The 22,273-nt window shown below is 41.7% G+C and carries 28 protein-coding genes; 11 read left to right on the top strand and 17 right to left on the bottom strand.

The features are described 5' to 3' along the window. The first annotated feature begins 75 nt into the window (after window positions 1-75). On the top strand, window positions 76-1,932 hold the full coding sequence (locus ANME2D_RS02980; protein WP_048089047.1) for a PINc/VapC family ATPase: 1,857 nt from the start codon (window positions 76-78) through the stop codon (window positions 1,930-1,932). Here the strand turns inward: ANME2D_RS02980 and ANME2D_RS02975 are convergent. The 7 genes from ANME2D_RS02975 to ANME2D_RS18535 form a co-directional block, all read right to left on the bottom strand. After that, window positions 1,929-2,753, bottom strand: a complete 825-nt coding sequence (locus ANME2D_RS02975; RefSeq protein WP_048089046.1) for an energy-coupling factor ABC transporter ATP-binding protein — start codon at window positions 2,751-2,753, stop codon at window positions 1,929-1,931. The two genes, ANME2D_RS02980 and ANME2D_RS02975, sit on opposite strands and share 4 nt — an antisense overlap. Before the next feature lie 6 nt (window positions 2,754-2,759). After that, complete coding sequence (gene cbiQ / locus ANME2D_RS02970) at window positions 2,760-3,698, bottom strand: cobalt ECF transporter T component CbiQ (RefSeq protein WP_048089045.1); 939 nt, start codon at window positions 3,696-3,698, stop codon at window positions 2,760-2,762. Continuing rightward, window positions 3,685-4,029 (bottom strand): PDGLE domain-containing protein, encoded by a 345-nt coding sequence (locus tag ANME2D_RS02965; RefSeq protein ID WP_198527335.1) that lies wholly within the window; start codon window positions 4,027-4,029, stop codon window positions 3,685-3,687. Before ANME2D_RS02965 ends, cbiQ begins: the two co-directional genes overlap by 14 nt. Next, window positions 4,026-4,742: a cobalt transporter CbiM gene (gene cbiM / locus ANME2D_RS02960; RefSeq protein WP_048089044.1), complete on the bottom strand. Its 717-nt coding sequence runs from the start codon at window positions 4,740-4,742 to the stop codon at window positions 4,026-4,028. Before cbiM ends, ANME2D_RS02965 begins: the two co-directional genes overlap by 4 nt. Window positions 4,743-4,898: 156 nt before the next feature. Next, the gene (nikR, locus tag ANME2D_RS02955; protein WP_048089043.1) at window positions 4,899-5,321 is read right to left on the bottom strand and encodes a nickel-responsive transcriptional regulator NikR; all 423 of its coding nucleotides are present in this window, start codon (window positions 5,319-5,321) and stop codon (window positions 4,899-4,901) included. Between the two features lie 188 nt (window positions 5,322-5,509). Continuing rightward, the gene (locus ANME2D_RS02950; protein ID WP_048089042.1) at window positions 5,510-6,088 is read right to left on the bottom strand and encodes an XTP/dITP diphosphatase; all 579 of its coding nucleotides are present in this window, start codon (window positions 6,086-6,088) and stop codon (window positions 5,510-5,512) included. A 6-nt stretch (window positions 6,089-6,094) separates the two neighbouring features. Then, entirely contained in the window at window positions 6,095-6,274 is a 180-nt protein-coding gene (locus ANME2D_RS18535; RefSeq protein ID WP_048089041.1) for a hypothetical protein, read from the bottom strand. A gap of 149 nt (window positions 6,275-6,423) precedes the next feature. On the opposite strand from ANME2D_RS18535, the gene ANME2D_RS02940 reads away from it, so the two are divergent. Next, complete coding sequence (locus ANME2D_RS02940) at window positions 6,424-6,876, top strand: hypothetical protein (RefSeq protein ID WP_048089040.1); 453 nt, start codon at window positions 6,424-6,426, stop codon at window positions 6,874-6,876. Here ANME2D_RS02940 and ANME2D_RS02935 read toward each other — a convergent pair. Both ANME2D_RS02935 and tcmP read right to left on the bottom strand, forming a co-directional pair. After that, window positions 6,847-7,041 carry a hypothetical protein gene (locus ANME2D_RS02935; RefSeq protein WP_048089039.1) on the bottom strand — a complete coding sequence of 65 codons (195 nt, stop codon included), beginning with the start codon at window positions 7,039-7,041 and terminating at the stop codon, window positions 6,847-6,849. The two genes, ANME2D_RS02940 and ANME2D_RS02935, sit on opposite strands and share 30 nt — an antisense overlap. Before the next feature lie 125 nt (window positions 7,042-7,166). Next, window positions 7,167-8,111, bottom strand: a complete 945-nt coding sequence (gene tcmP, locus ANME2D_RS02930) for a three-Cys-motif partner protein TcmP (protein WP_048089038.1) — start codon at window positions 8,109-8,111, stop codon at window positions 7,167-7,169. Between the two features lie 136 nt (window positions 8,112-8,247). On the opposite strand from tcmP, the gene ANME2D_RS02925 reads away from it, so the two are divergent. The 5 genes from ANME2D_RS02925 (at window position 8,248) to ANME2D_RS02905 (ending at window position 11,960) form a co-directional block, all read left to right on the top strand. Next, window positions 8,248-8,952 carry a DUF5131 family protein gene (locus ANME2D_RS02925; protein WP_048089037.1) on the top strand — a complete coding sequence of 235 codons (705 nt, stop codon included), beginning with the start codon at window positions 8,248-8,250 and terminating at the stop codon, window positions 8,950-8,952. A 119-nt stretch (window positions 8,953-9,071) separates the two neighbouring features. Further along, a complete protein-coding gene (locus tag ANME2D_RS02920; RefSeq protein WP_048089036.1) occupies window positions 9,072-9,662 on the top strand; it encodes a hypothetical protein in 591 nt (196 codons plus the stop codon). A 509-nt stretch (window positions 9,663-10,171) separates the two neighbouring features. Beyond that, entirely contained in the window at window positions 10,172-10,351 is a 180-nt protein-coding gene (locus ANME2D_RS02915; protein WP_052368529.1) for an adenosine-specific kinase, read from the top strand. Further along, window positions 10,342-11,235, top strand: a complete 894-nt coding sequence (locus ANME2D_RS02910; RefSeq protein WP_048089035.1) for a homoserine kinase — start codon at window positions 10,342-10,344, stop codon at window positions 11,233-11,235. The genes ANME2D_RS02915 and ANME2D_RS02910 overlap by 10 nt, the downstream gene beginning before the upstream one ends. 35 nt (window positions 11,236-11,270) lie before the next feature. After that, complete coding sequence (locus tag ANME2D_RS02905) at window positions 11,271-11,960, top strand: zinc metalloprotease (RefSeq protein WP_052368528.1); 690 nt, start codon at window positions 11,271-11,273, stop codon at window positions 11,958-11,960. Between the two features lie 37 nt (window positions 11,961-11,997). Here ANME2D_RS02905 and ANME2D_RS02900 read toward each other — a convergent pair whose 3' ends face one another. The 8 genes from ANME2D_RS02900 to ANME2D_RS02865 form a co-directional block, all read right to left on the bottom strand. Next, complete coding sequence (locus ANME2D_RS02900) at window positions 11,998-12,615, bottom strand: RNA 2'-phosphotransferase (protein ID WP_048089034.1); 618 nt, start codon at window positions 12,613-12,615, stop codon at window positions 11,998-12,000. 60 nt (window positions 12,616-12,675) lie between these two features. Next, window positions 12,676-13,257 (bottom strand): HemK2/MTQ2 family protein methyltransferase, encoded by a 582-nt coding sequence (locus ANME2D_RS02895; RefSeq protein ID WP_048089033.1) that lies wholly within the window; start codon window positions 13,255-13,257, stop codon window positions 12,676-12,678. A 13-nt stretch (window positions 13,258-13,270) separates the two neighbouring features. Further along, window positions 13,271-14,359 (bottom strand): cytochrome c3 family protein, encoded by a 1,089-nt coding sequence (locus tag ANME2D_RS02890; RefSeq protein WP_048089032.1) that lies wholly within the window; start codon window positions 14,357-14,359, stop codon window positions 13,271-13,273. Window positions 14,360-14,367: 8 nt separating this feature from the next. After that, window positions 14,368-15,345 (bottom strand): cytochrome c3 family protein, encoded by a 978-nt coding sequence (locus ANME2D_RS02885; protein ID WP_048089031.1) that lies wholly within the window; start codon window positions 15,343-15,345, stop codon window positions 14,368-14,370. Between the two features lie 153 nt (window positions 15,346-15,498). Continuing rightward, a complete protein-coding gene (gene nrfD, locus ANME2D_RS02880) occupies window positions 15,499-16,668 on the bottom strand; it encodes an NrfD/PsrC family molybdoenzyme membrane anchor subunit (RefSeq protein ID WP_048089030.1) in 1,170 nt (389 codons plus the stop codon). Beyond that, window positions 16,665-17,486: a 4Fe-4S dicluster domain-containing protein gene (locus ANME2D_RS02875; protein ID WP_157833922.1), complete on the bottom strand. Its 822-nt coding sequence runs from the start codon at window positions 17,484-17,486 to the stop codon at window positions 16,665-16,667. Before ANME2D_RS02875 ends, nrfD begins: the two co-directional genes overlap by 4 nt. After that, complete coding sequence (locus tag ANME2D_RS16680; RefSeq protein WP_052368527.1) at window positions 17,483-17,932, bottom strand: cytochrome c3 family protein; 450 nt, start codon at window positions 17,930-17,932, stop codon at window positions 17,483-17,485. The genes ANME2D_RS02875 and ANME2D_RS16680 overlap by 4 nt, the downstream gene beginning before the upstream one ends. Before the next feature lie 17 nt (window positions 17,933-17,949). Next, window positions 17,950-18,915 (bottom strand): cytochrome c3 family protein, encoded by a 966-nt coding sequence (locus ANME2D_RS02865; RefSeq protein ID WP_081810095.1) that lies wholly within the window; start codon window positions 18,913-18,915, stop codon window positions 17,950-17,952. 168 nt (window positions 18,916-19,083) lie between these two features. On the opposite strand from ANME2D_RS02865, the gene ANME2D_RS02860 reads away from it, so the two are divergent. The 4 genes from ANME2D_RS02860 to ruvA are packed head-to-tail and all read left to right on the top strand — an operon-like array spanning window position 19,084 to window position 22,142. Then, window positions 19,084-20,124, top strand: a complete 1,041-nt coding sequence (locus ANME2D_RS02860; RefSeq protein ID WP_048089028.1) for an EF-Tu/IF-2/RF-3 family GTPase — start codon at window positions 19,084-19,086, stop codon at window positions 20,122-20,124. 9 nt (window positions 20,125-20,133) lie between these two features. Beyond that, window positions 20,134-20,955, top strand: coding sequence for an NAD(+)/NADH kinase (locus ANME2D_RS02855; protein ID WP_048089027.1), 822 nt, complete (start codon window positions 20,134-20,136; stop codon window positions 20,953-20,955). Between the two features lie 28 nt (window positions 20,956-20,983). Next, entirely contained in the window at window positions 20,984-21,535 is a 552-nt protein-coding gene (ruvC, locus tag ANME2D_RS02850; protein WP_198527334.1) for a crossover junction endodeoxyribonuclease RuvC, read from the top strand. A gap of 4 nt (window positions 21,536-21,539) precedes the next feature. Beyond that, window positions 21,540-22,142 carry a Holliday junction branch migration protein RuvA gene (ruvA, locus tag ANME2D_RS02845; RefSeq protein ID WP_048089026.1) on the top strand — a complete coding sequence of 201 codons (603 nt, stop codon included), beginning with the start codon at window positions 21,540-21,542 and terminating at the stop codon, window positions 22,140-22,142. Window positions 22,143-22,273: the final 131 nt, after the last annotated feature.

Raw genomic sequence — 22,273 nt, 5'->3', positions numbered from 1 at the left:
CCAAGGGCATATATCCTTTTAAGATGTGTCAATAGCAGAACATTTTAAGCTTTAGGGAGATATATTTATACTAATATGAGTGAAGAGCTTCGATTGGTTCCTGATACCAGCGTTATCATTGATGGAAGAATTACAGCTAAGTTAAAAGCTGGAGAATACGAACAGGCCATTATAATAGTACCTGAGGCTCTTGTCTCGGAACTTGAGGCACAGGCAAACAGGGGAAGAGAGATAGGCTTCAAAGGGCTTGAGGAGTTAAAAGAACTCAATGAAATGGCAAAAAGAGGGGAGATCAGTCTTCAGTACCAGGGAAAAAGACCATCGCCTGAGCAGGTGAAACTTGCACCCGCAGGTGAGATCGATTCCATGATACGCGCAATTGCGGTTGAGAACAATGCAATTTTTATTACAAGTGATAGAGTACAGGCAGATGTCGCCCGCGCCAAAGGATTGAACGTGGAATACCTGTATCCCAAGATAGAAGAGCTCAGGCCCCTTCACATAGAGGAATTTTTCACAAAAGATACACTATCGGTTCACCTCAAAGTCAATGTGCCCCCTATGGCAAAGAGAGGCACTATCGGAAAGCAGAGGCTTGTAAAAATCAGAGATGAGGTCTGCACAGACAGCGAGCTTCATGATATTATACGCGAACTCATTGAAAGGGCAAAACGCGATCCTGATTCGTATCTTGAACTGGATTATACAGGTGCGACTGTGTTCCAGATCGGTCCGATGCGTATAGCTGCAGCCCAGCCTCCCTTCTCTGATGGGCGGGAGATTACTGCGGTGAGGCCAGTTGCTATGGTGCATCTTGAGGATTACAGGCTCAGCAATGAACTCAAAACCAGGATAATAGAAAGGCAGCGGGGTATCCTTGTGGCAGGTCCGCCTGGTGCGGGGAAATCCACATTCGTTGCAGGTGTAGCTGAGTTCCTGCACGGGAAGGGTTTTATTGTGAAAACAATGGAATCACCGCGTGATCTGCAGGTACCTGATGCCATAACCCAGTATGCTCCGTTAGAACGTGATATGGCAAAGACTGCTGATATCCTGCTGATGGTGAGGCCGGATTATACGGTGTACGATGAGGTCAGAAAGACAAAGGATTTCCATGTGTTCGCTGATATGAGGCTTGCAGGTGTCGGAATGGTCGGGGTTGTGCATGCCACAAGAGCTGTTGACGCCATCCAGAGGCTTATAGGCCGTGTTGAACTCGGTGTGATACCTCAGGTCGTGGATACTGTTGTTTTCATCGAGAAAGGTGAAGTTTCAAAGGTGTACGACATCGAATTCACAGTTAAAGTGCCGCATGGGATGCTGGAGCAGGACCTTGCAAGACCTGTTATAACCGTAGCGGATTTTGAGACAGGGGAAGTGGAGTATGAGATGTACACATACGGTGAACAGGTTGTAGTGATGCCCGTCAGTGGAATCGAGGTGAAACGTCCTGGTATGTGGAGTCTGGCCGCCGGGGTCGTGAAGAAAGAGATGCAAAAATATACACGGGGCCCTGTGGATGTAAAGGTTGTCTCAGATTCAAGCGCTACAGTGTATATGGATGAGGAGGACATACCGAGCGTCATAGGTAAAGGTGGAAAAAATATCGACCAGATCGAGAAAAAACTGGGTATCCATTTAGATATCCGTGAGAGGCAGGAAGGTAAAGATAAAGGAAAAGGTAAAAAGATCGAAAAAATCGAGATATCAAGCTTTATTCCTGCTATTGAGCGCTCAAAGAAGTATGTGGTTCTTAATGTGAAAGAATTATCTGGTGAAACTGTGGATGTATATAGCGGTGATGATTACCTTTTCACAGCGACAGTGGGACGTAAAGGGGATGTGAAGATAGGAAAAGATACAGAGGCTGCTTATCGGATAATGGAGAACCCTTCAATAGTCACAGTACGATTGAGCACTGGTATGGGTTAGTCTGAATGGTTATGATTATGTTCTGAAGAATGTGCGTGCCTGTGTCTATGTAATATTTCTTTGTGCCTGTGATAATGTTCATGAATCAGATTCACTTTTAAGAGCAGTTCTGTATCATTGAGTATCGCCTGTGCTTTGCCATCTGCAACTATTCTATGGTCTTCACTGAAAACAACAGCACGCTCAGAGACCTCTTCCACGATATCCAGGTCGTGCGTTGCTATTATAATAGTCTTCCCGGTTTTTCTAAGTTCAATTAAAAGTTCCACAAGCCATCGCTGAGTTCTCGGATCAAGCCCGTTGGTAGGTTCGTCCAGCAGGAGTATATCTGGATTTATGGATAATACCGATGCTATAGCTACTTTCTTTTTCTCTCCACCGCTAAGCGTGTAAGGGGCACGGTCTTTGAGATTTTCGATATTCAGCATCTCCATTACATCATTAACCCTTTGATTAATATCCTCTTTTGAGATATCCAGTTGCAGTGGACCGAATTTGATCTCATCTAAAACAGTCGGGCAGAAGAGCTGAGCCTCTGAGTTCTGGAATATCAATCCCACTTTTTTCCTGAAAAACTGAGGAAAATCTCCGCCATCTCCATCCAGCATATTCTCTGTAAGGATTTTACCAAATGCCTTTGCAACTCCGGAAGAAGAAAAAATCAGGCCATCGAGCAGCTTTAAAAGGGTGGATTTTCCTGAGCCGTTAGCTCCGAGTACTGCTACCTGTTCTCCCTGTTCTATTGATAGACTGATATCGTTTAGTGCAGGTATACTGTTTAAATACAGGTAATTTACATTTTTAAGTTCAAATACAGGCATGTTTCCTCATACAAGATAGTTCAGCCAGATAACTCCTGTGATAAATGCCAGTGAGAAGATGGTCCAGACGCGGTCGATGTTTCTTATTTTGAACGTTCCATGGGATTTGATTTCGCCGTGAAAACCCCGTGATACCATTGCAGAATGAATTTCGTCACTCATTTTATATGATTTCATAAGAACAGTTCCTATCCGCGAAGCTACCCAGTTCTGCTCTTTCTCTATTCCTTCTCCTGTCCTGTTCGTTCTAATTGTCCTGCTCTTTTTAGCGAGGTGCATTTCCTGGACTACTCTGATAAGGAGGAAGATGTACTGGTATGTCATACTGAGTACGAGGATAAATATCTGAGGTACTCCCAGTGTACGCAGTGACTTCATGACATCAGTCCATCGGGTTGTGAGTGTCAATAAAACTATTAATGAAACTGATGTCGCTACTCTTGAAATGAACAATAAAGCTCCAAGTACACCTGCTCTGGTAATCGATATCTCTGTGAATTCAAATATCCAGAAGTGGATAGTCCTGTTAAACTGCAGGAGTGTGATAAGCGGCTCACCGGGCGTAAATATATTAAATATGGCTGGAAAAGCTACCATCCCTGAAAAAATGGGGATAAAAAGCCAGACCCTCTTTATAAAAAAGAATAGCTCTACCTTTGAAAGGTATGCAAAGACCAGAGTCAGTGCGTATATTCCAAGGATAATCTCCGTTTTATGGATAAAACTGATTGTTATTATTAAAAGCAGTATTGTTATTAATTTGACCCTTGGATCAATACTTTGAAGAAAACCTTTGGCAGAGACATATTTTTCTGAAAATATGGAACGCTCCATCATACATGCTATCTCCACCAGTGTTTTCTCAACAAAATTTTTCTTCCCGCCCACGCTGATGGTACAGCATGTGCAGGGAGCGCTCTCTGAAAGCCAGTCAGGAATTTTCATTTCCCTTCTCTTCTTCCCTTTTTGCTATGAATTTTCCAAGGGCAATCGTCACTAAATAAATCAAACCGATTCCTATTACAGCAGATAGTATGTAGCCGATGCCTGACTGTAGAAAGCTGTCCTCAAGACCTGAGATACTATAGCCAGGGAATAAAGATTGCCAGAGGTTTTCGCCTTTATTTATACCATCGGGTACATAGCCAAGCATTTCCTGAAGCTCCTCAGAGCTCCACTCTCCCCATGCCATTCCGCTTGCTAAGAGTCCAAGAGGTGTGAGCGCAATGAGTATTGCAATTCCGATCCACAGTTTTTTCATTGTTTTGCCGTTCATGCGCTTACCCCCCCTGCTTTTTCAATTGAAACTGCTTTAGTTTGTATTCTTAATAATGATGGGTCTGTCTGCTGAAGGTATCTAACGACAGATAAAGTTACGATAGCCTCAACAAAGCCGAATAATACTAAATGTTCTATAGCCATCGCAGGTACCGAGATGCTTATGGGATACATGAAATACTGGAATTTTCCTTCCACAGCGGGATGAAGAATGGGCTGCAGTCCTAAAAGAATGCCAGCCACTACAGCCGCAGTATTTATACCTATATAGCTTCCAATGCCTGCGCCAATCCACTGCCGTGATGAACTTATATCCGCATTGGTGCTTATCAATCTATATACATAATATCCCACAAAAGGCAGAATCAACCCCAGAACAAAACTTTCCGCTGCTATTGCAGTTATTCCGCCATCTCCGAAGAAGAACGCCTGAATTATTAATACAATGGAGATCGCTATCAAGGCGGCCCATGGTCCTAAAACTATAGCTATAAGTGTGCCACCGACAGCATGTCCTGTTGAACCTCCAAGTACAGGAATGTTAAACATCATTATCACAAATGAAAATGCTGCGCCCATTGCAAGCAGAGGAACGTTTTTTGTTTTCAGATCTTTTTTGAGCTTGCGTGCTGCAATAATCCATACCGGTATCATCACCAGCCACAAGGCACCCCATGTTATCGGTCCCAGATATCCATCCGGAATATGCAAGTTTTTTACCTCCTAATATACGATTTCCCAAGATTTCTGTTGCACTTATTATATGGTATCACAATTTTATAATACTATATAACTTTAGTGCTACGAAGATTAACATTTGTAGCAAAAGTGTGAATAATCATTAAGGTTTAAATAACTTGCGGTTAATTACATTTCCTGCCCGGGCTTTATCGTAGTCAGCTTCACGTTCTTTACGCCTTTTAATGCCATGACTCTTTCGGCTATCGTTCTTACATCCTTCCCCTCTCCTTGTAGTATGAGAACTTCCATGCATTCATCGTGGCTTATGTGAACGTGTACAGCCGACCTCGTAATAACGGAGAACTCATGCTCCAAGTCCAGTAATGAGGTAACAAGCCCTCGCTGGGAATGATCATAGGTCATGGATAAAATACCAATTCTCTCGCCCTCGACCCCGCTCATCCAGTCGTAGTAGCGGATATAGCCTCTTATTGCGTCGCGTATTCCCTCAGAACGGGACGAATAGCCTCTTTTTGTTATGATTTCATCGAATTTTTCAAGCAGGTTCTCAGGAAGAGAAACGCCGATTCTTGACAGGTCTTGCTCCATATAATGTTTCCTTTATCAAGAATTGGAATAGTGGAGTATAATCTTTTGCTTTTTTGGCAGAACTGCAGGAAAAGCTTATATATAAAGTAGAAGGTCGAAACGACCTGAATAATTCTCTTATCTCCTCCATAGAGGTGGCATTTCTTAGAGGGTGAACTACCTCACGCTAAAGCTATGAAGCCAGGTAGCTATAGTGTTTTGCTGCCTGATACTATATCTCTTCCCCCAAGCCACTGAGCAAATCTGACCATTGCCCGATACCTGTGGGATAACCTATTTTTTTCAGCCTCCCTCATTTCTCCAAAGGTTGCGCCATTCACCTCAAATATAGGGTCGTACCCGAAACCCGCGCTTCCTCTGATATCCCTTGCTATCTCTCCTTCCACTTCCCCGGAGAATAGATGTGCTTCCTCACCGGGACGGCAATATCCGATCACGCACTTAAAAGTGGCACTCCTGTTTGTTTCATCTTCCATCAATTTAAGTATCCTCTTGTTTCCAAGTTTATTAAAAACATACGCTGAGTAAGGGCCGGGAAATCCACCCAGCGCCTCTATGAATAATCCTGAATCATCCACCATGACCTCCTGATTCAATTTATTCGCAGCCCATTGCGCCCCGAACACGGCTATAGCTTCAAGGTCATCTTCCTGTAGCTCAGGATACCCACAGTTGTTCTGCTCCACGGTTATGCCAAGAGGTGAGAGGATATCATTTGCTTCCCTGACCTTATGGGCATTACCTGTTACAAAGACTATCGTTCTCATGATGGGTTATTTCCGTTTTTTCCGCGCTATTGATCTTCTTATGAATTCCCTGTACTCAGGATTGTATTTCATCAGTATCAATATTATCGGGTAGCGGAAACATAAGATAAAGGATGTAATTCCAATCGAGAAACCTACAACAAGAACGATTTTTGATACCAGAGGGAGCGTGTTGAAGTCGATCATGGTAAGAGCATGTTATTATGAATTCCTCGTCATGGTGCTTTAGCCTGATATAATTATCTGTTGCTCTTATAACTACGAACCAGATTGAAATCTAAGAAAATGTTTTATAAGTAGGAGCATAAATTGATATACGTGTAGGAGAAAACTAAATGAATAAAAATATTCTCATCCTGACTGCAGTAATTGCGGGCATCGTAATTATTGGAATTATAGTAGGTGCTATGTCAAGCAAAAACTCAGGTCCTCCAGATAACCAGAACAATGACACCGGCGAATTTATTTACGGAAACGCCACTGTTGAAGATATTGAAATAATGGTTCTTGAATCCTTTCCTGTTCAGGTAAATGTCAATGTGAAAGGCTATTTACCAGATAGTTGCACTGAGATCCATAAGATCACACAGGAAAAAGACGGGAATACATTTTTAGTCAACATTACAACGGTTCGGCCTGCTGATGCGATCTGTGCACAGGTCATTGTGCCATTTGAGGAAAAAATTTCGCTTGATGTTTATGGATTAAAAGCAGGAGTATATAATGTGATTGTCAATGATGTAAAGGGAACGTTTGAATTAGAGATAGATAATATTATAAGCAAATAAAAACTGGGCAGCCCGCTCCAGTTCTCCCTGTTTCAGCGGCCCCTCATTACCCTTTACTATGAAGCCCTCCGGCGGCGCTATCAGGTGACCGCCTTTACCTTTCAAACTGTCCACAATGCGCCCGGGCGCGCCATCCCCATCATGGGATGCGGGCTTGTCCTGCACCTCTGGCAGCGCGCGCCTGGAGGCGGGGCGCTCGCGGATTGGCGCATGTACGATAATTGATCGGCAGGATTGGGAGATGGATTTTATTTTTCAGAATTGTTCCTTAAAAATTGCTGAGTTAGGGATTAGAAATCAGTTAATTGACTTTGATTTCCTTTGATAATATTATAAATCTCCTTTACTGTTCGTGCATTACTACTTTCTATTTTTGGTTTTATCCTTCGAATCGCTTTCATCCATTGAGAACCTTTTGCTGTTGCTCTACATGCAAATATTAAATGATAATAATAAGCGGTTTCTGAATTAATTTCAACGGCTTCAAAAATTGGGCGATCCTCCTTCTTTAATTGATTTTGATATAATTGTAAAGTATCTCTATAATTATCCGAGGAGATGTGTTTCCATTCATCTGTCCCCAAAAACGAAGTTAAAAGATCAGAGTTTTTATTAGTCAGAATTCTGGCTATTTGATGAGTTTGGAAATTTATTATTGTATCCCCATGAAATTTAGAAATTTTCTTAATCAGATCAAAGGGAACCTCATTAAAACCTTCATAATCTACCAAGCATAAATTTAAAACACCATTATGATTACGAACCTTATCATTCATATATTTGATTGCAGCTTGTGTAGCCGTAAAAGCATTTGGATAAATTTTACCAACAATATTCTGATAATCTAAATCTTGTTTCTGCATGACTATCTGCAATCTTTTTTCTAAAGCTTCTCTTGAGGATTCATTGCTTTCTGCAAGAAACATTTTACTAAATGGATGCCTTGCAAAATATACTGCTACCAATGGAGAACCAATGATTTTCGAATCCGTTCCGTTTATATTTACAATTCCTGAACCAGCTAATAAATCAATATAAATCATATTATCTGTATGTTTTGAAGCAATATCAGTAAAAATCGCATAATAATATGATAATAGGACTGTTTTTAATGGCGACCACATCCCTACATGATAGCAAGTTTTATCGCATGAAATTATATCTTCTTCTGGCTCTAAATATTTAATTCTATCTGAAAGCCATTCAAAATCATTTCTTTCGTCCTTAGGTGGCATACCAAACACACATCCAATTTATGGAAAGCATAATTAATTTCATATGTTATAAACATTTGCAGGTTATTACAAAAAGAAACTAAAAATAATAAATACTACAAGAACCATTATCATCATAAAGATAGGTGAACAAATAATGGGAAATATGTATCCCTGGACTTCTGGAAAAAGCGGAAAAACCATTAATCCACTTAGAGGAAAATGTCCTCATAAATGTAAATATTGCTATGTTCCGCATATGGTACAAAAATTTCATAGTATTGAAACGAAGTATTCAGGTAAAATAGAACTGGATAATAATGTACTGAAAAAAAGGATTGATGGAAAAGGCGGTACAATATTTATTTGTTCAATGAATGACCTTTTTGCTTCAGAAGTACCTAACGAGTTTATAATAAAAATTTTAAAGTGGACAAAATCAGAATCTAAGAATAATTACTTATTTCAATCTAAGAATCCAAAGAGAATGAAAGAGTATATTCCATTCTTTCCACCCAAATACATCTTAGGTACGACAATAGAGAGTAATGTTGATTATAAAATTTCAAATGCTCCATCCCCGCTTGAAAGATATCAAGGGATTAAAATTTTATCAGAACTTAAACTGCCCATTATGGTTTCAATCGAACCAGTTTTAAAATTTGATTTACAAATATTAACAAATTGGATAGAAGATATTCATCCTAACTTTGTTTCGATTGGCGCAGATAGTAAAAATTTTGATAAAAATATACCTGAACCAACTTCAGATGAGGTTAAAAAATTGGTATCATCTCTAAGGGAAATTACAGAAGTAAGAATAAAGAACAATCTTACTCGACTATGCTCAACCCTTGGCTAATTTACATGCTTCTTATAAAATAAAATTCTGATAAACATGCGTATTACAAAAACTATACGCAACTTTTCAATTATACAGGGTAAATTTTTAAATACGATAGAATTAATAATTGAATTAATATGCCATTCTCTAACAAGTTCATCAAAATAATCAAAGAATTTGATAGGCATGAGGAACATTATGTTCTATTTACTGAAATAATTGGTAAATTACAGCCCATAGCCTTTTTGATTTCAGTGTCATTGGTCTTGGCAGCTTTTTTTGATAAGAATAGCATTTCTCGAACATATGCACTATTTGCGAGCCTCTCATTGTTTTTTGCATATTTGGGATTTGCATTTTATAAAATAACTAAATATAGATTATCATTCTATTGGGGGTTGTCTTTAACCTTAATCAGTGTAACTTTAATTTATTATGCATTTGGTAATGTTTTTGGCATTATTCTCAGTGTAGAAAACAAAAGAATTACTACTTTGGCTTTTTATATTGTTTGTTCGATGTTTGCTCTATATACAAAATATACTTTAGATTCATCTAATAAAAATAATCTCAGATATAAAATAAGTAATATTGCATTTTATATTGCAGTTTTATTTATTCTAATATATGTTCCCGTAGGAATATACTTAAATCTAACAATTATCCCAATGTTTTTTGCAGTTTTACTATTATCTTTAATCCTTTTTATTTCAGCTACTAACAAATGAACAAAATATTAATCAAATTTTAAAGTTGGATAGAAGTAGCTACAATTTATTATAGACGATAGGACACGGATTGCACGGATAACACGGATGCGCACGGATTTCGTATCCGTGAAAATCCGTCAAATCCGCGTCATCCGTGTTCTGTTCCTCAAGTGCGCGAGATCTTTACAGGCATTCTCGATCCCCTGTTTGCGTTCTGGCTGAACAGGGACACGCGGCGGGGCTTTGAAGAAATGAACCAGGCTCTCAAATTGTGGGCGGAACGATGATGGCTATACCGTCAATAAAAAAGACGATTAACAACGAACTCAAAACGAACTTAAACGAACTCATAAGCCCGAGTTCGTATCGAGTTCGTACCAGTTCGGTGTTTATATTAGTAAGATGAAGCATCTGCTATCTTGTAGCTGAATTTTGTACATCTTGATATAACAGACTTTTGCGCATCGAACCAAAAGAGTAGTTGTATATAAATACCAACAGACCTATTATAAAAACGGGAGAAACATATGGAATTAATTTCTATAAAAATCGATGCGCCGCCAGACTCAAACATTGCACTCGGCCAGACGCATTTCATCAAAACCGCCGAAGACCTGTATGAATCGCTCATTACATCTGTCCCAGGAATAAAATTCGAATTGGCGTTCTGCCAGGCTTCAGGAAAGTGTCTTATCAGATGGGAATAGATCATCTCAGGATAAGGGTCCCTGCGACCTCTGCAAATCTTGGCGCAGGTTTTGATGTGTTCGGTATTGCTCTAGAGGATCCTTTCGATATAATAGAGGTTAAAAAAAGCTGGAAAGTGCAGATAAAAGTTACAGGAAGAGATTCAGAATACGTACCCGCAGACCCACAGAAGAACACCGCAGGGATTGTTGCCTCAAAACTTAATAAGCCGGTGAAAATCACAATACATAGAGGTATCCCTCTCTCAAGCGGGCTTGGAAGCAGTGCTGCACCTGCGGCAGGAGTGGCCTTCGCGCTAAATGAGATGTATGATCTCGGGCTCTCACGCGAAGAGCTTGTCCAGATCGCAGCCGAAGGAGAAAAGATCGCATCAGGAGCTGTACATGCAGATAATGTGGCGCCTGCTATATACGGTGGTTTTGTCATAGTGCATAAGAACAGAATAATTCCTCTTATGCCGGAGAACATCGGAATCGTTGCAGTTCATCCTGAGATCATCGTAAGCACACGAAAAGCCAGAGCTATCCTGCCCGGGAGAATATCACTTGATGATCTCTCCTATAATATAGGAAGCGCATCATCCATGGTTGTTGGAATGATAAGGGGTGATATAGGATTAATAGGAGAAAGCATGGAGAACAGGGTGATAGAGGACAGGCGCTCAAGACTGATCAAAGGATATGCACAGGTCAGGAGAGATGCACTTAAAGCAGGGGCTGCAGGGGTTACGATCAGCGGCTCAGGTCCGACGATGATCGCGGTCTGCAGGATGGATGAGAGGGAGAGAATAGCAAAGGCCATGACTCAAGCTTTTTCAGAGAACAGCACAAGAAGCGAGGCTTTTATCACCACGATTGGAAGAGGGGCAGAGAGATTGTATTGAGAACTGTTAAATGTGATAAGGTCTAATTCAGATATATGGAGATACCTGAGAAGGGAAGACTCGATTACGAGAAATATCACTCAGAAGTAGTTCAGACCAGGAACCTGCATCGTATCCGCACCAGTAATACAGAGATCATTCACATCGTCATAGCATGGCTTGCGGTCTCCTATGCCTTCGCTATTTTGATTCTCTGGGCAAGCCTTGGGAGAAGACCTTTCACTGAAGAATTATTCGACGGTATTGCCAATCCCTTCATCATATCCCTATCCACTGTGGGCATCTCATTCCTGATCCATGAATTGAGCCACAAGGTTATAGCGCAGAGGTATGGTGCATGGGCTGAGTTCAGGATGAACCCCTTTATGCTGATACTTATGCTTATTCTTGTATATAATTTCGGGCTATTGTTTGCTGCTCCCGGGGCGGTTATGATCTACGGCGGCAATATTGGAAAGCGCGAGAACGGCCGCATCTCACTTGCTGGACCTCTCTCAAACCTGCTACTGGCACTTGCATTTTTCCCGCTGCTGTTCGAGTCAGGGATTCTTTACGATATAGGGAGATTCGGGGTAATTATAAACATTGCATTAGCCCTCTTCAACTTGATTCCTTTTGGCATATTTGACGGGAGAAAAGTCTGGGCATGGAGCAAATCTGTATATGTTGTAGTGGCCATCACTGCTCTTATATTGCTATCCTTATCTGTTTCCAGACTGATTTGATTGCACCTATAAGATAAACACTCAGTCTTTCTAAAAATTAAAGTAATCTCAGATATTGTGGAGGTATCCACTCTGAGAGAACTATGTATTCAGTCGCAGAGAGCATTCTTATGCCGTTTCTCTGGGCTTCTGCTGCGTCTATGTGAATCAGTATTGGGTCATCGGTATGAATTCTTGCTACCTCTAACGCTTTCTCTACAGATGTACTTGTATGGACATATCTTTGCTTTACAGGCTTAATCCCTTTCTCAAGTAGAATATCCACCTCTTCCCGGCTTGCTCCATAATAGAGTTCAGGGAGCGCATTTTCAGTATAGTCAAGATCAACATCCACTGAGTGACCGTATCTCGCCCTTATCTTTCTGCCCAGAATCTCATATCTTTTCTTCTCATCAGACTCTATTATAGAAAAGAGTTTTTCTTTATTAGCCCATTTGTAGCGTGTTCTCATAGCATCGCATAGCACATCCAGATCAACCCATCCGTGCTGGTTCATGGCCAGTCCAAGATCATCCGGAAAGTGCCGCAGTGCTCCGGATATGAATCGGCCGAGTCTTTCAGTCTGCTCATTATCTAATATAAGACTTCCAGTCTCTCCGCATTTGCTACATTCCGTTCCCCTGAAAACTCCGTGATTCGGGCATTTTCTAATCATTTCTCATGCCTATATGAATCTTCAAGTTATATAATTAACGATGGGTAAAAGCATCTGCTGTTATTCCTTTTTAGCAACTATGACGATGAGCTGCTCAAACATGAGTCTCTCCTCTCTCTTATCCTCTACATTATAGCCAAGAGATCCTATCTTTGATTTTACCTCTTCTATCCCGGTCAGCGAGGATAACAGCATCACGATCCTGCCGCTCTTAGCAAGATGATCGCCAGCATCCTCCAGAAATCTGTAGATAATTCTCCTGCCGTCATGCCCGCCGTCAAGAGCGACATTAAGCCAGCCCTCCATCCTTTCCTCCTCTGTGGTCGGGAGGTAGGGAGGATTAAATAATATCATATCAAATTTCCCTTTAATACAGCTTAATAAATCCCCTCTTATTACCTCAATCCCGTTTTCTTTTGTACATTTAGCTGCATGAGGGTTGATATCAATCCCGACTATACTTGCCTTTGTATTTGCTTTTATAACCGCTGATACTATTCCGCTCCCGCAGCCGACCTCCAGGATCTTCTCACAACCTTTTATCTCGGATAATGCAGATTCTACAAGGAGAAAAGAATCCTCTGAGGGCTCATAGACCGAAGGCCTTGTCTTGATAGTGGTATTTTTATAGTTAATATTCATTGAGATTTTAATACTATTTTTCTTTCTTACCGCTTGCTACTCCTGTGGCATGGCAGTCTGAGCAGAATCTTGGTTGATGGCAGTTACTACATACTTTACCTATTAAAACCTCTTTCTTATGTGTGGTCAACCAGTCGCCGGGGTGTTCCTGACTGTGGCAGGTGGTGCATAGATTCTCTTTTATAGTCGGGATATGCTTTACATTTGAATGGCATTCGTAACATGCGATCTTATTAGTCGTGACGTGTTTTTTATGCAGGAAACTGAAGTCATCATATCTCTCTACCCTATCCCTGCTACTATGACATGAATAGCACTTGTTCTTGAGAACGATATCATTTGCACCTGTTGATATATTGGTGTGGCATGTCACGCATTCATACCCCTTGTTAACATGGCTTGTATGGTTAAAGTTTGTATAATTCTTATGTGTTTCTTTAGGCGGTCCGTGACAGGATGGACAGCCTGATATAGAGGTATTGCCCGACACATCCCTGAAATGACAGGTAAAACAGCTTGATGTGGTCACTACTATATGTCCGACATCCTGATTGACGATGTTCGGATGACACTGGTTACATGATGGATCGGTAACAGATTGATGCTCCTTCATACCGATCACAAGCATGGAATGACAGCTTGTGCATGTTACTCCAACCCCCCTTTTAGGCTGAAGTAAATGATTTTTGTGGCTGAAATTGACACCCATATAACCAATATCAGAAGAATAGATACGCTTTTCATGACAGGTAAGACAGTTCTTATCCATGACCTTTGCATACAATCGTCCTGAATATTCTTCAACTGTAGTCTGGTAATTATAGAATTGTATAAGCCCGTTTATCTTACCTTTAGCATGGCCTATCAATCCCGGCTCGTAATGGCACTCAACACATGCAACATCGTTATGTGATGAAGTTCGCCAGGAGTCATAATAAGGTCTCATAATGTGACAGTTCTTTCCGCAAAATGAAGGGTTCTCTGTGATATCAAGTGCCTTTTCAGAGACTACGAATACTGTTGAGAATAGAACGATCGATATAACCGCAATCGGTAGCTTATATGTTGAAGCAAAATTCTTAATCATTCCTATAAGTGCCATTTGATATCTCACCGCTTTCTCATTAAGTAAATCATTATAAGGATCGCGAAAGCCATGATTATCCCCGGGCCTGGCGCAGCCGGTGCAGCCGGCTCGATATCAGATGTCTTATATTGGGCTTTTTTAGCCCAGTCAATCCCATTTTGAATCTGCTCATCAAAGTCCTTTAGATTAAACCCATGCCATGTAGAGGGAATATCATTCATTACTGATATCGCTCTATCCAGATCCATCTGGGCCGAAGAGACATCCCTTCCTGCTGCTTTTACTCCAGCGACAGCATTTTTTGCTTTCAGGAGTTCTTCCTGAAATTCTTTCTGTTTCTCAAGGGCTCGTTTTGCATCCTGTGGAACGCTTGCCACTGCAATCTTATCTTTTGGATTATGGCAGACACTGCACAGAGCAGTTAGTTCTGATGACTTGAGCACCTTGAAGCTGTGAGGCTGGTGGCATGTAATACATGAAGGACCGCTGGCTGTAGATCTTAATCTCTGATAATGCATGGTATCCCTGAAATGCTCAAGCTCCTCAGCATGGCATTTTCCACAGGTATCAGGGATATTCTTGAAATAGATAGTGCTGTCTGGATCATTTACATCCTTCATTGAAGCATGGGCCTCTGCTTCTGTTTTTACATCAGGGTTCCCACCATGGCATGCATCACATGTGACATGATATTTTGAATGGTCTGAATCCGACCACTGCTGGAAATTATCAGAAGCTGTCCTTCTGATGACATCTTCATGGCATTCAAGTGAGCAGGATATATCTCTCACAGTATGGTTTAGTCTTATTTCGTTAAGCCGTCTCTGCTCATCCGTAAAAGGAGATAATGTTGTGTGGCAGTCTACGCATGAATTCTTAAGAACATCAAGATGTACCGCTCCCACTGGAGCAATAATAGCAATAAAATATAATATCACAGAAATATATACGGTTATTAAATATCGATTATACGAGTTTAATTTTTTAGTTCTTGAAAACATGTTCGTTCTCCGTCATAACTCTATTTCCAATTACCCGCCTTTTATTTTTAAATATCCTGGTATCCTATCCTGCTGCCAAGACTTAGTATCTATTTTTAGTCCGGCCGTGTTAAAATATATTGATGAACTCGATGCAATAAATACCTTACGAAATTACTCTGTAGCTTCTTCCATATCTTTCCATGGCGGCAGGATATAGGTTAAGACCAGCAGGATAATGAATGGGATTGTAAATATCACAACCGCAGGCAAAACTCCTTCCATACCGAAGAAAACCGGTACATATGTAAGAGTTCCGCTAAGACTCTTTGAAATCTCCTGTCCTCCTATAACCACGTTCCATCGCATGGCGAACACACCTATCACAACCAGAGTGGAAGAAACTGCTATCATTATTGTCTTCAGGGTATCATGGTTCTTCATAATACCCACAAGAAGGAGAAGCACGAATGGAACAAAGATACCCAGTGTCAGTTGCACGCCGTAGAAAGTAGTAGCTATTTTCTCTGATAGAAGTATGTTGATTATTTCGATCTCTTCAAGCGACTCATACTTCATACTGACAACCTCAAGAAGTTCCAGCACCACATCAAAAATCAAGAAAACCCATAGATACTGGGCCAGCGAATAAAGGCAGCTATGATCTATAGCATGTCTTCTGATCTTCATGGCCACAATATAGAGCAGGATCAAAAGCGCAATACCTGATACAATTGCGGACATAAGGAATATGATCGGCATAAGTGGTGTGGACCACCAGGGATTGGCTTTAATTCCGCCAAAGATAAAACCCACATACCCGTGCAGGAAAGCGGCAGATGGAATACCTATGATGGCAAGTCTCCTTGCGAGTTTCTCATCCTCATGTAATGCTCGCTCAGAGATATCGTATGAGAAAAGAGCAAGCCCTGAGTATAATAGCTCTTTCAATCCCCTGGAACTGAGTGCCTTTTTAACAATGTCCTCCCTGAAAGAGAGCCAGATCTCAAGCACAACAACAATAAGATAAAATGAATATATATAACCAAATCCCGACATTGCAGAAGTAAGATGGGGCGTAAACATGATCTGAACACCTCTTTCAGGATGTCCGAGATGCGCAACAAGAGGCATAGTGGCTACTAGCAGGAAAGCTAAAGCAGTAAGAAGGGCAAACCTGGCAACAGGTTTAATTTCTTTTTTTCCGAAAACATGGTACAGCGATGATGCTATAAAGGCACCGGCAACAAGTCCTGTGATATAGGGATACAGTACTATCAGTATACTCCACTGAACTTCAGCCTCATTGGGATACACATATCCCCAGATTAGACCCTCTGTCATCGTACCTCCCTGTCCAATCCAATATAATATGCTTTAGGCCTTGTTCCCAGATCGGGTTTTAGAACATTGATTCTCTCTTTATCCAGTATTTTATTAACTGCACTATCAGGGTCTTTAAGATCTCCGAATATCCTTGCTCCAGCAGGGCATGCCTGAACGCATGCAGGCAAAAGACCTTTTGTAATCCTGTGGTAGCACCATGTGCATTTATCGGCTACGCCTCCACCCAGGACGGAATGCGGTTTGTGATGCGGGGTCTCTTCTGCCAGGAAGTATCTTGCCCCATACGGGCAGCCCTGGATACAGTACCGACAGCCAATGCAGTAGTCATAATCTATCAAAACAACCCCATCCTCTGTAAGATATGTAGCCCCTACCGGACAGACCTGAACGCAGGGTGGATGATCGCAGTGGTTGCATAATTTAGGAACATAAAAAGCCTTTTTAATATCCTCTTTCGGGATATCATTAGTAAACCCATCGATACCTCCATTGGGTGAATCTATTTTTACCTCCTCCTTTTTTAGCACCCTGTATCTCTCGACCCATGTTCTATATAGGTGTTCATCAAATGGCACATGGTTCTCAAGCTTACAGGCATTTGCACACCGTCCGCAGCCTATGCATTTTGTGGTATCGACCACAAATCCCCAGTAATGCTCATTCCAGTCATACTCCCCTTTTTTGTCCTCAGATGCAAGGCTGTTTTTAACAATGGATTCGATGATAGCAGTGCCTGCTGCCGCTCCAATAATAACCCTGCATCCGATCCTGGTAAATTCTCGCCTTGATATGCTCATAGTAAGGTCTCCGTTCATACAAACCACGGTTTGTGGGGATTATGGCAGTATGCGCATCTTAGATTTTGACCATGTGTCTCTGGATCAATCTGTGAAAAATCCTCAGGTCTGGCTGTCTGTCTGAAATGGCACAGACCGCAGAAATCCCTTGATTCATTTGCAGGCTGCGGCATTATCCTGACATTACTGACATGCTTCTCAGAAGGACCATGACAGGTTTCACAATTTACAGTTTTATGTCTGGAATCTTCCCATATCGAATATAGTGTTTTATGGCAGTTCTCCTCCCCACAACTCGCTGACCCGGCATATTCTACGGGAAAGTTTCTATTATCAACAACAGAGTCGCCCCTGTACCAGCCATACTGTCCGAATGAATCCGGTACAACCAGTGATCTAATAACGATAAAAACAATTATCGCAATCGCCAGTAATGTGAATGCTCTTTTAATATGCGGCTGCATTATTGCTTTTCACCTTTTTAAAATCTTCCAATCCTTAATCTCTTTCTTATTATATACAATACAGCCAGCAATGAGACCATCACTGATAAACCTGTAAATCCTGGTGCCTGGGCAGGAGCTGGTTTAGCCGGGGTAGTATCAGGTCCTACAATATCTCCAGCTTTCTTTACTTCCCTATTGGCTGAATCCAGTTCATCCTCAAAATGTGTGAGATTGAATTCATGCCACAGAATCGCCATGTTGCCAAGCTTTTTCAGTGCGCTATCAACATACCCCTGTGCCTCTGTTACATCAGTTCCATTCTTCTTTGCCCAGAAAATATCCTGATTGGCCATATCTATCCTGAACTTCAACTTATTCACCTGTTCAAGCATATACTCGGCTCTTACAGGGATATCATAAGGTGCTACCTTTGTATACACAGAGTGGCAATTGCCGCAGAATTTTCTAAATTCTTCAGGATTCAGTACCCTGAACGTATGTGGCGCATGGCATGTTGTGCATGTCGGGGCAAGTTTCAATGCCTCAAGCTTCTGGTAATGTTTACTGCCCTCAAAATTATCCAGCTCTTTGGGATGGCAGTTACCACATGTTTCAGGTACATTGGTATAATATAGGGGGCTCTGTGGGTCTGTTATGTTCTTAAAACCTGTATGTGCCCTCTCCTTGGTAGCCTGTTTTGGATCCCCCCCATGGCAGACCTCACATGTAACTCCTTTTAGAGCATGAACCGATTCTGACCACTGCTGGTAATTGGCGGTCGCAAGCTGTCTTACCCTATCCTCATGGCATTGAAGAGAGCAGGCTACGTTTTTTTCAAGATGCTGGATTCTGATCTGGTTGAACTGTTTTTGAACCTCAATAAAAGGAGTCAATGTCTTATGGCAATCAATACATGAGTTCTCAGAAGCGCTCACTTGTGGAATCAAAAACAAAACAATTCCAGTTAATGCGAGAAGTATTATACTTGATTTTACTTGCATTTTTTCCGTCCTATCCTTCTTAAGCAGTCAGCTCTAATGCGTTTTTTGTTTGTATCATCTACTCTAACTCATTATTTTATATATAGCTTTTGGTTTTTAAATCTGCATAGCATGCCAGACGGCAATTTCATATATGAAAAAACTTATTATAACATGTAAGTTTTTATTATGGCAAATGTATCAATCATAGGAAGCGAGAAATCAGGAAGAACAAGCTTAGCAGAAAAGCTTGGGAAGAAGGGAACTGAGTCTGACATTACACTATATAATTTTGTAAAGGGGAATAATATATATTCTTTTGTAGATGCAAATGGCTATCCTGAATCATTGAAACCACTTACTAATGCAATAGATCTCTGCGATATCGCTCTTGTCTGTGTACCCTCAAGCGGCCTCAATGCTCAGGTCGGAGAATGCATTGTTGCTCTTGATCTACTTGCCAGCAAACGCGGGTTATTTGTCATCACAATGTCCGATAGATCAAACCCGATGGCGATCTCTGAGTTATCAGAGAAAATAAAGGCAATCACTAAAGGCACTAGCCTTGAGAGATGGGAATCGATTGCAGTTTCCACTACAACGTTTGAAGGGATAGATACCCTGAAGGAGAGGATCTTTGCACTGGGAGAAGAGGCCAGAAGCGATAACTCTGCCAGAGAGGAACTTCCTCCGCGTGTGGTGGTTGATCATTTTTTCAATGTTACAGGCATAGGATGCGTGGTATTGGGCATTGTAGCACAGGGCACTATCAAGGTACATGATAACCTTACGGTTTTTCCGATAGGCAGGCCAGCACAGATACGTTCTATCCAGAGCAACGATGTGGATATGAAAACAGCGCCAGCAGGTACGAGGGTAGGGCTTGCTCTAAGAGGAGTGCAATCAAAGGAATTCGACCGCGGGTATATCATATCACAGAAAGAAGAGGTAGCATCAAAATTCAACCTCAAATGCCGCCTGACAAAATTCACGCAGGGACTGGGTGTGGGCGATGCTGTTCACCTGTTCGCCGGGCTTCAATCAATACCTGCAACAATCGGGGGTATCTCAATAGATGGCAAAGATATAACACAGGCACCTGCAGGTTCTGAATGCAATGTTGTTCTTACCACGCAGAAGGAGATCGCATACAGTAAAAACGACCGTTTCCTGATCGCCAGGCTTAACAATCCAAAACAGAGGTTTGTTGCCGGATGTACGGCAGTGTAGAATTGATTTATGAGAAAACTAGGGATAATATCAAGATGCGATAGGGATGATGTGATAGCTCTTGTAAACGATATCGTAAGTCACCTCAGATCCAGGGCCGAAGTGCTGATCGATTTTAAAACCGCTGAAAAAATCCATCAGAAAGGCACTCCCATGGCAGAGATGAGAAAGAGAGGTGCAGAATTCATAGTATCCATTGGAGGCGATGGGACCGTGCTGCGCGGGATCCAGAAAATGGATGATCCGCTTCCCGTGCTTGGCATTAATATGGGCACTTTCGGCTTCCTTGTGGATGTGAACCCTGAGGATGCTTTAATGGCTATCGATAAGGCACTATCGGGTTTTGAAGTGGAGGAGCGCTCCCGCCTTGCAGTCATGGTCAATGATGAACAGTCGCCTCCTGCCACCAACGAGGTGGTAATTATCACGGCAAATCCTGCCAAGATACTGCACTACAGGATCTTCGTGGATAAAAATCAGCTTGAGGATCTGCGGGCTGATGGTATGGTCTTTGCCACACCCACAGGCTCAACCGCATATGCCATGAGCGCAGGAGGACCTATCGTTGATCCCAGGGTGGATGGTACAGTGATCGTACCCCTGGCACCGTTTAAACTATCTGCACGGCCGTGGGTTGTTCCTGCACAGAACGAGATAAGGGTAGAACTGGTCATCCCGAAGAAGGAAGCTGTGATCGTAATAGATGGACAGTACACAAGAAAGATAAGCGAGAATGACAGGATACTTATTACGAAAGCGGATAAGCCCGCAAGGTTTGTTATGACGAGGAAGGACGGTTTTTATGAGAAAGTAAGAAGCAAGCTTTCTTGAGCGGGTCAATTCAGGAGGATATCAATTTATGGCATCTGCTACTAGAAAAAATACGAATATTAAGCAGGTGAGAAAAAAGTGCGTAAACACTGGTCAATCCACAGATAGTATGATCGTTATCGGGATTGATCCAGGTCTTGCAACAGTCGGCTTTGGCATAATACGGATAGAGGAAAGCAGTATTATCCCTGTAAGCTACGGGTGTATAAGTACCTCTGCTGAGAAACAAACACCACAGCGGCTTCTGGAAATCTATAAACAGATCAATTCACTTTTTAAAAAATATGCACCCGGGGCTGTTGCAATCGAAAAACTCTTTTTCACAAAGAATGTCACAAATGCAATGAGTGTTAGCGAAGCAATGGGAGTTATACTTCTTGCAGCACAGCAAAAGAATATATCTGTCTTTGAATATACCCCGAACCAGATAAAGCAGGCTATAACAGGCTCTGGAAGGGCCAATAAGAAGCAGATGCAGGAAATGATTAAGAGGTTGTTGAAATTAAACGAGCTGCCCCAGCCGGATGACGCTGCCGATGGTCTTTCGATTGCTTTATGTCATATACATGTAATGAGATAGTACGATGATTTCACACATATACGGCGAGATAGCACACATTAGCGAAGGTTCTGTTGTAATCGATGTCAATGGCCTTGGATATCAGATCAACACCACACAGCCAACACTACAGGAACTCAGAGATAGAAAAGAGAAAGTAAAATTATATACATACCTGCATGTCAGGGAGGATGCAATGGTACTCTATGGCTTCAGGAATGGAAGCGAGCTTGAGATGTTCAAGCTCCTCATTAGCGTGACAAGGGTAGGACCTCAGATCGCGTTGAATATTCTCTCCCAGGTAAAGGTAGAAGAGCTTGCTGCTGCGATAATCAATGAAGATGAGAGAGTTCTGACCCGCATCCCTGGAGTGGGTCCCAAAAATGCCAAAAGACTGATACTTGAGATCAGGGATAAGATGAAAAAGAAAATGGAAGGTCTTGTACCTGCCAGCGCAGGCGCAGGCAATATTAACAATATTAATTATGATGCGGTTAATGCCCTCATTTCCCTTGGATTTTCACAGCGCGAGGCCAGGGAGGCCGTCGATGCTGTATCCTCTGGATTAAAAGAGCCTACTGCTCAGGCGGTAATTAAAGCAGCGCTTTTAAAATTAAAAGAGCGATAAAGCCCTTGTTGTCAGTTCATCATCGATCAATATTTTTCAGACAGGATAACAGGATGACCAGGATTATAACCTATTTTCCGCACTTTTCCACTTTGCAGCATGCTATTTTATGATTTTATTTATCGTCCAGT

It is taken from the genome of Candidatus Methanoperedens nitratireducens, from assembly GCF_000685155.1.
GTDB classification, from domain to species: Archaea; Halobacteriota; Methanosarcinia; order Methanosarcinales; family Methanoperedenaceae; genus Methanoperedens; species Methanoperedens nitratireducens.
Note: the sequence above shows the minus strand (reverse complement) of the source record. Positions and strands in the feature narration are given on the sequence as shown.

What these genes read in the sequence shown, in the direction of transcription:
- ANME2D_RS02890 (WP_048089032.1), bottom strand. Translation starts at nt 14,359, where the DNA reads ATGGCACTTATAGGAATGATTAAGAATTTTGCTTCAACATATAAGCTA.
- ANME2D_RS02940 (WP_048089040.1), top strand. Translation starts at nt 6,424, where the DNA reads ATGAATAAAAATATTCTCATCCTGACTGCAGTAATTGCGGGCATCGTA.
- ANME2D_RS02950 (WP_048089042.1), bottom strand. Translation starts at nt 6,088, where the DNA reads ATGAGAACGATAGTCTTTGTAACAGGTAATGCCCATAAGGTCAGGGAA.
- ANME2D_RS02885 (WP_048089031.1), bottom strand. Translation starts at nt 15,345, where the DNA reads ATGTTTTCAAGAACTAAAAAATTAAACTCGTATAATCGATATTTAATA.
- ANME2D_RS02865 (WP_081810095.1), bottom strand. Translation starts at nt 18,915, where the DNA reads ATGCAAGTAAAATCAAGTATAATACTTCTCGCATTAACTGGAATTGTT.
- tcmP (WP_048089038.1), bottom strand. Translation starts at nt 8,111, where the DNA reads ATGCCACCTAAGGACGAAAGAAATGATTTTGAATGGCTTTCAGATAGA.
- ANME2D_RS02980 (WP_048089047.1), top strand. Translation starts at nt 76, where the DNA reads ATGAGTGAAGAGCTTCGATTGGTTCCTGATACCAGCGTTATCATTGAT.
- ANME2D_RS02905 (WP_052368528.1), top strand. Translation starts at nt 11,271, where the DNA reads ATGGAGATACCTGAGAAGGGAAGACTCGATTACGAGAAATATCACTCA.
- ANME2D_RS02900 (WP_048089034.1), bottom strand. Translation starts at nt 12,615, where the DNA reads ATGATTAGAAAATGCCCGAATCACGGAGTTTTCAGGGGAACGGAATGT.
- ANME2D_RS02920 (WP_048089036.1), top strand. Translation starts at nt 9,072, where the DNA reads ATGCCATTCTCTAACAAGTTCATCAAAATAATCAAAGAATTTGATAGG.
- cbiQ (WP_048089045.1), bottom strand. Translation starts at nt 3,698, where the DNA reads ATGAAAATTCCTGACTGGCTTTCAGAGAGCGCTCCCTGCACATGCTGT.
- ANME2D_RS02975 (WP_048089046.1), bottom strand. Translation starts at nt 2,753, where the DNA reads ATGCCTGTATTTGAACTTAAAAATGTAAATTACCTGTATTTAAACAGT.
- ANME2D_RS02925 (WP_048089037.1), top strand. Translation starts at nt 8,248, where the DNA reads ATGGGAAATATGTATCCCTGGACTTCTGGAAAAAGCGGAAAAACCATT.
- ANME2D_RS18535 (WP_048089041.1), bottom strand. Translation starts at nt 6,274, where the DNA reads ATGATCGACTTCAACACGCTCCCTCTGGTATCAAAAATCGTTCTTGTT.
- ruvA (WP_048089026.1), top strand. Translation starts at nt 21,540, where the DNA reads ATGATTTCACACATATACGGCGAGATAGCACACATTAGCGAAGGTTCT.
- ANME2D_RS02855 (WP_048089027.1), top strand. Translation starts at nt 20,134, where the DNA reads ATGAGAAAACTAGGGATAATATCAAGATGCGATAGGGATGATGTGATA.
- ANME2D_RS02860 (WP_048089028.1), top strand. Translation starts at nt 19,084, where the DNA reads ATGGCAAATGTATCAATCATAGGAAGCGAGAAATCAGGAAGAACAAGC.
- ANME2D_RS02910 (WP_048089035.1), top strand. Translation starts at nt 10,342, where the DNA reads ATGGGAATAGATCATCTCAGGATAAGGGTCCCTGCGACCTCTGCAAAT.
- nrfD (WP_048089030.1), bottom strand. Translation starts at nt 16,668, where the DNA reads ATGACAGAGGGTCTAATCTGGGGATATGTGTATCCCAATGAGGCTGAA.
- ANME2D_RS02895 (WP_048089033.1), bottom strand. Translation starts at nt 13,257, where the DNA reads ATGAATATTAACTATAAAAATACCACTATCAAGACAAGGCCTTCGGTC.
- nikR (WP_048089043.1), bottom strand. Translation starts at nt 5,321, where the DNA reads ATGGAGCAAGACCTGTCAAGAATCGGCGTTTCTCTTCCTGAGAACCTG.
- ruvC (WP_198527334.1), top strand. Translation starts at nt 20,984, where the DNA reads ATGGCATCTGCTACTAGAAAAAATACGAATATTAAGCAGGTGAGAAAA.
- ANME2D_RS16680 (WP_052368527.1), bottom strand. Translation starts at nt 17,932, where the DNA reads ATGCAGCCGCATATTAAAAGAGCATTCACATTACTGGCGATTGCGATA.
- ANME2D_RS02965 (WP_198527335.1), bottom strand. Translation starts at nt 4,029, where the DNA reads ATGAACGGCAAAACAATGAAAAAACTGTGGATCGGAATTGCAATACTC.
- ANME2D_RS02875 (WP_157833922.1), bottom strand. Translation starts at nt 17,486, where the DNA reads ATGAACGGAGACCTTACTATGAGCATATCAAGGCGAGAATTTACCAGG.
- ANME2D_RS02915 (WP_052368529.1), top strand. Translation starts at nt 10,172, where the DNA reads ATGGAATTAATTTCTATAAAAATCGATGCGCCGCCAGACTCAAACATT.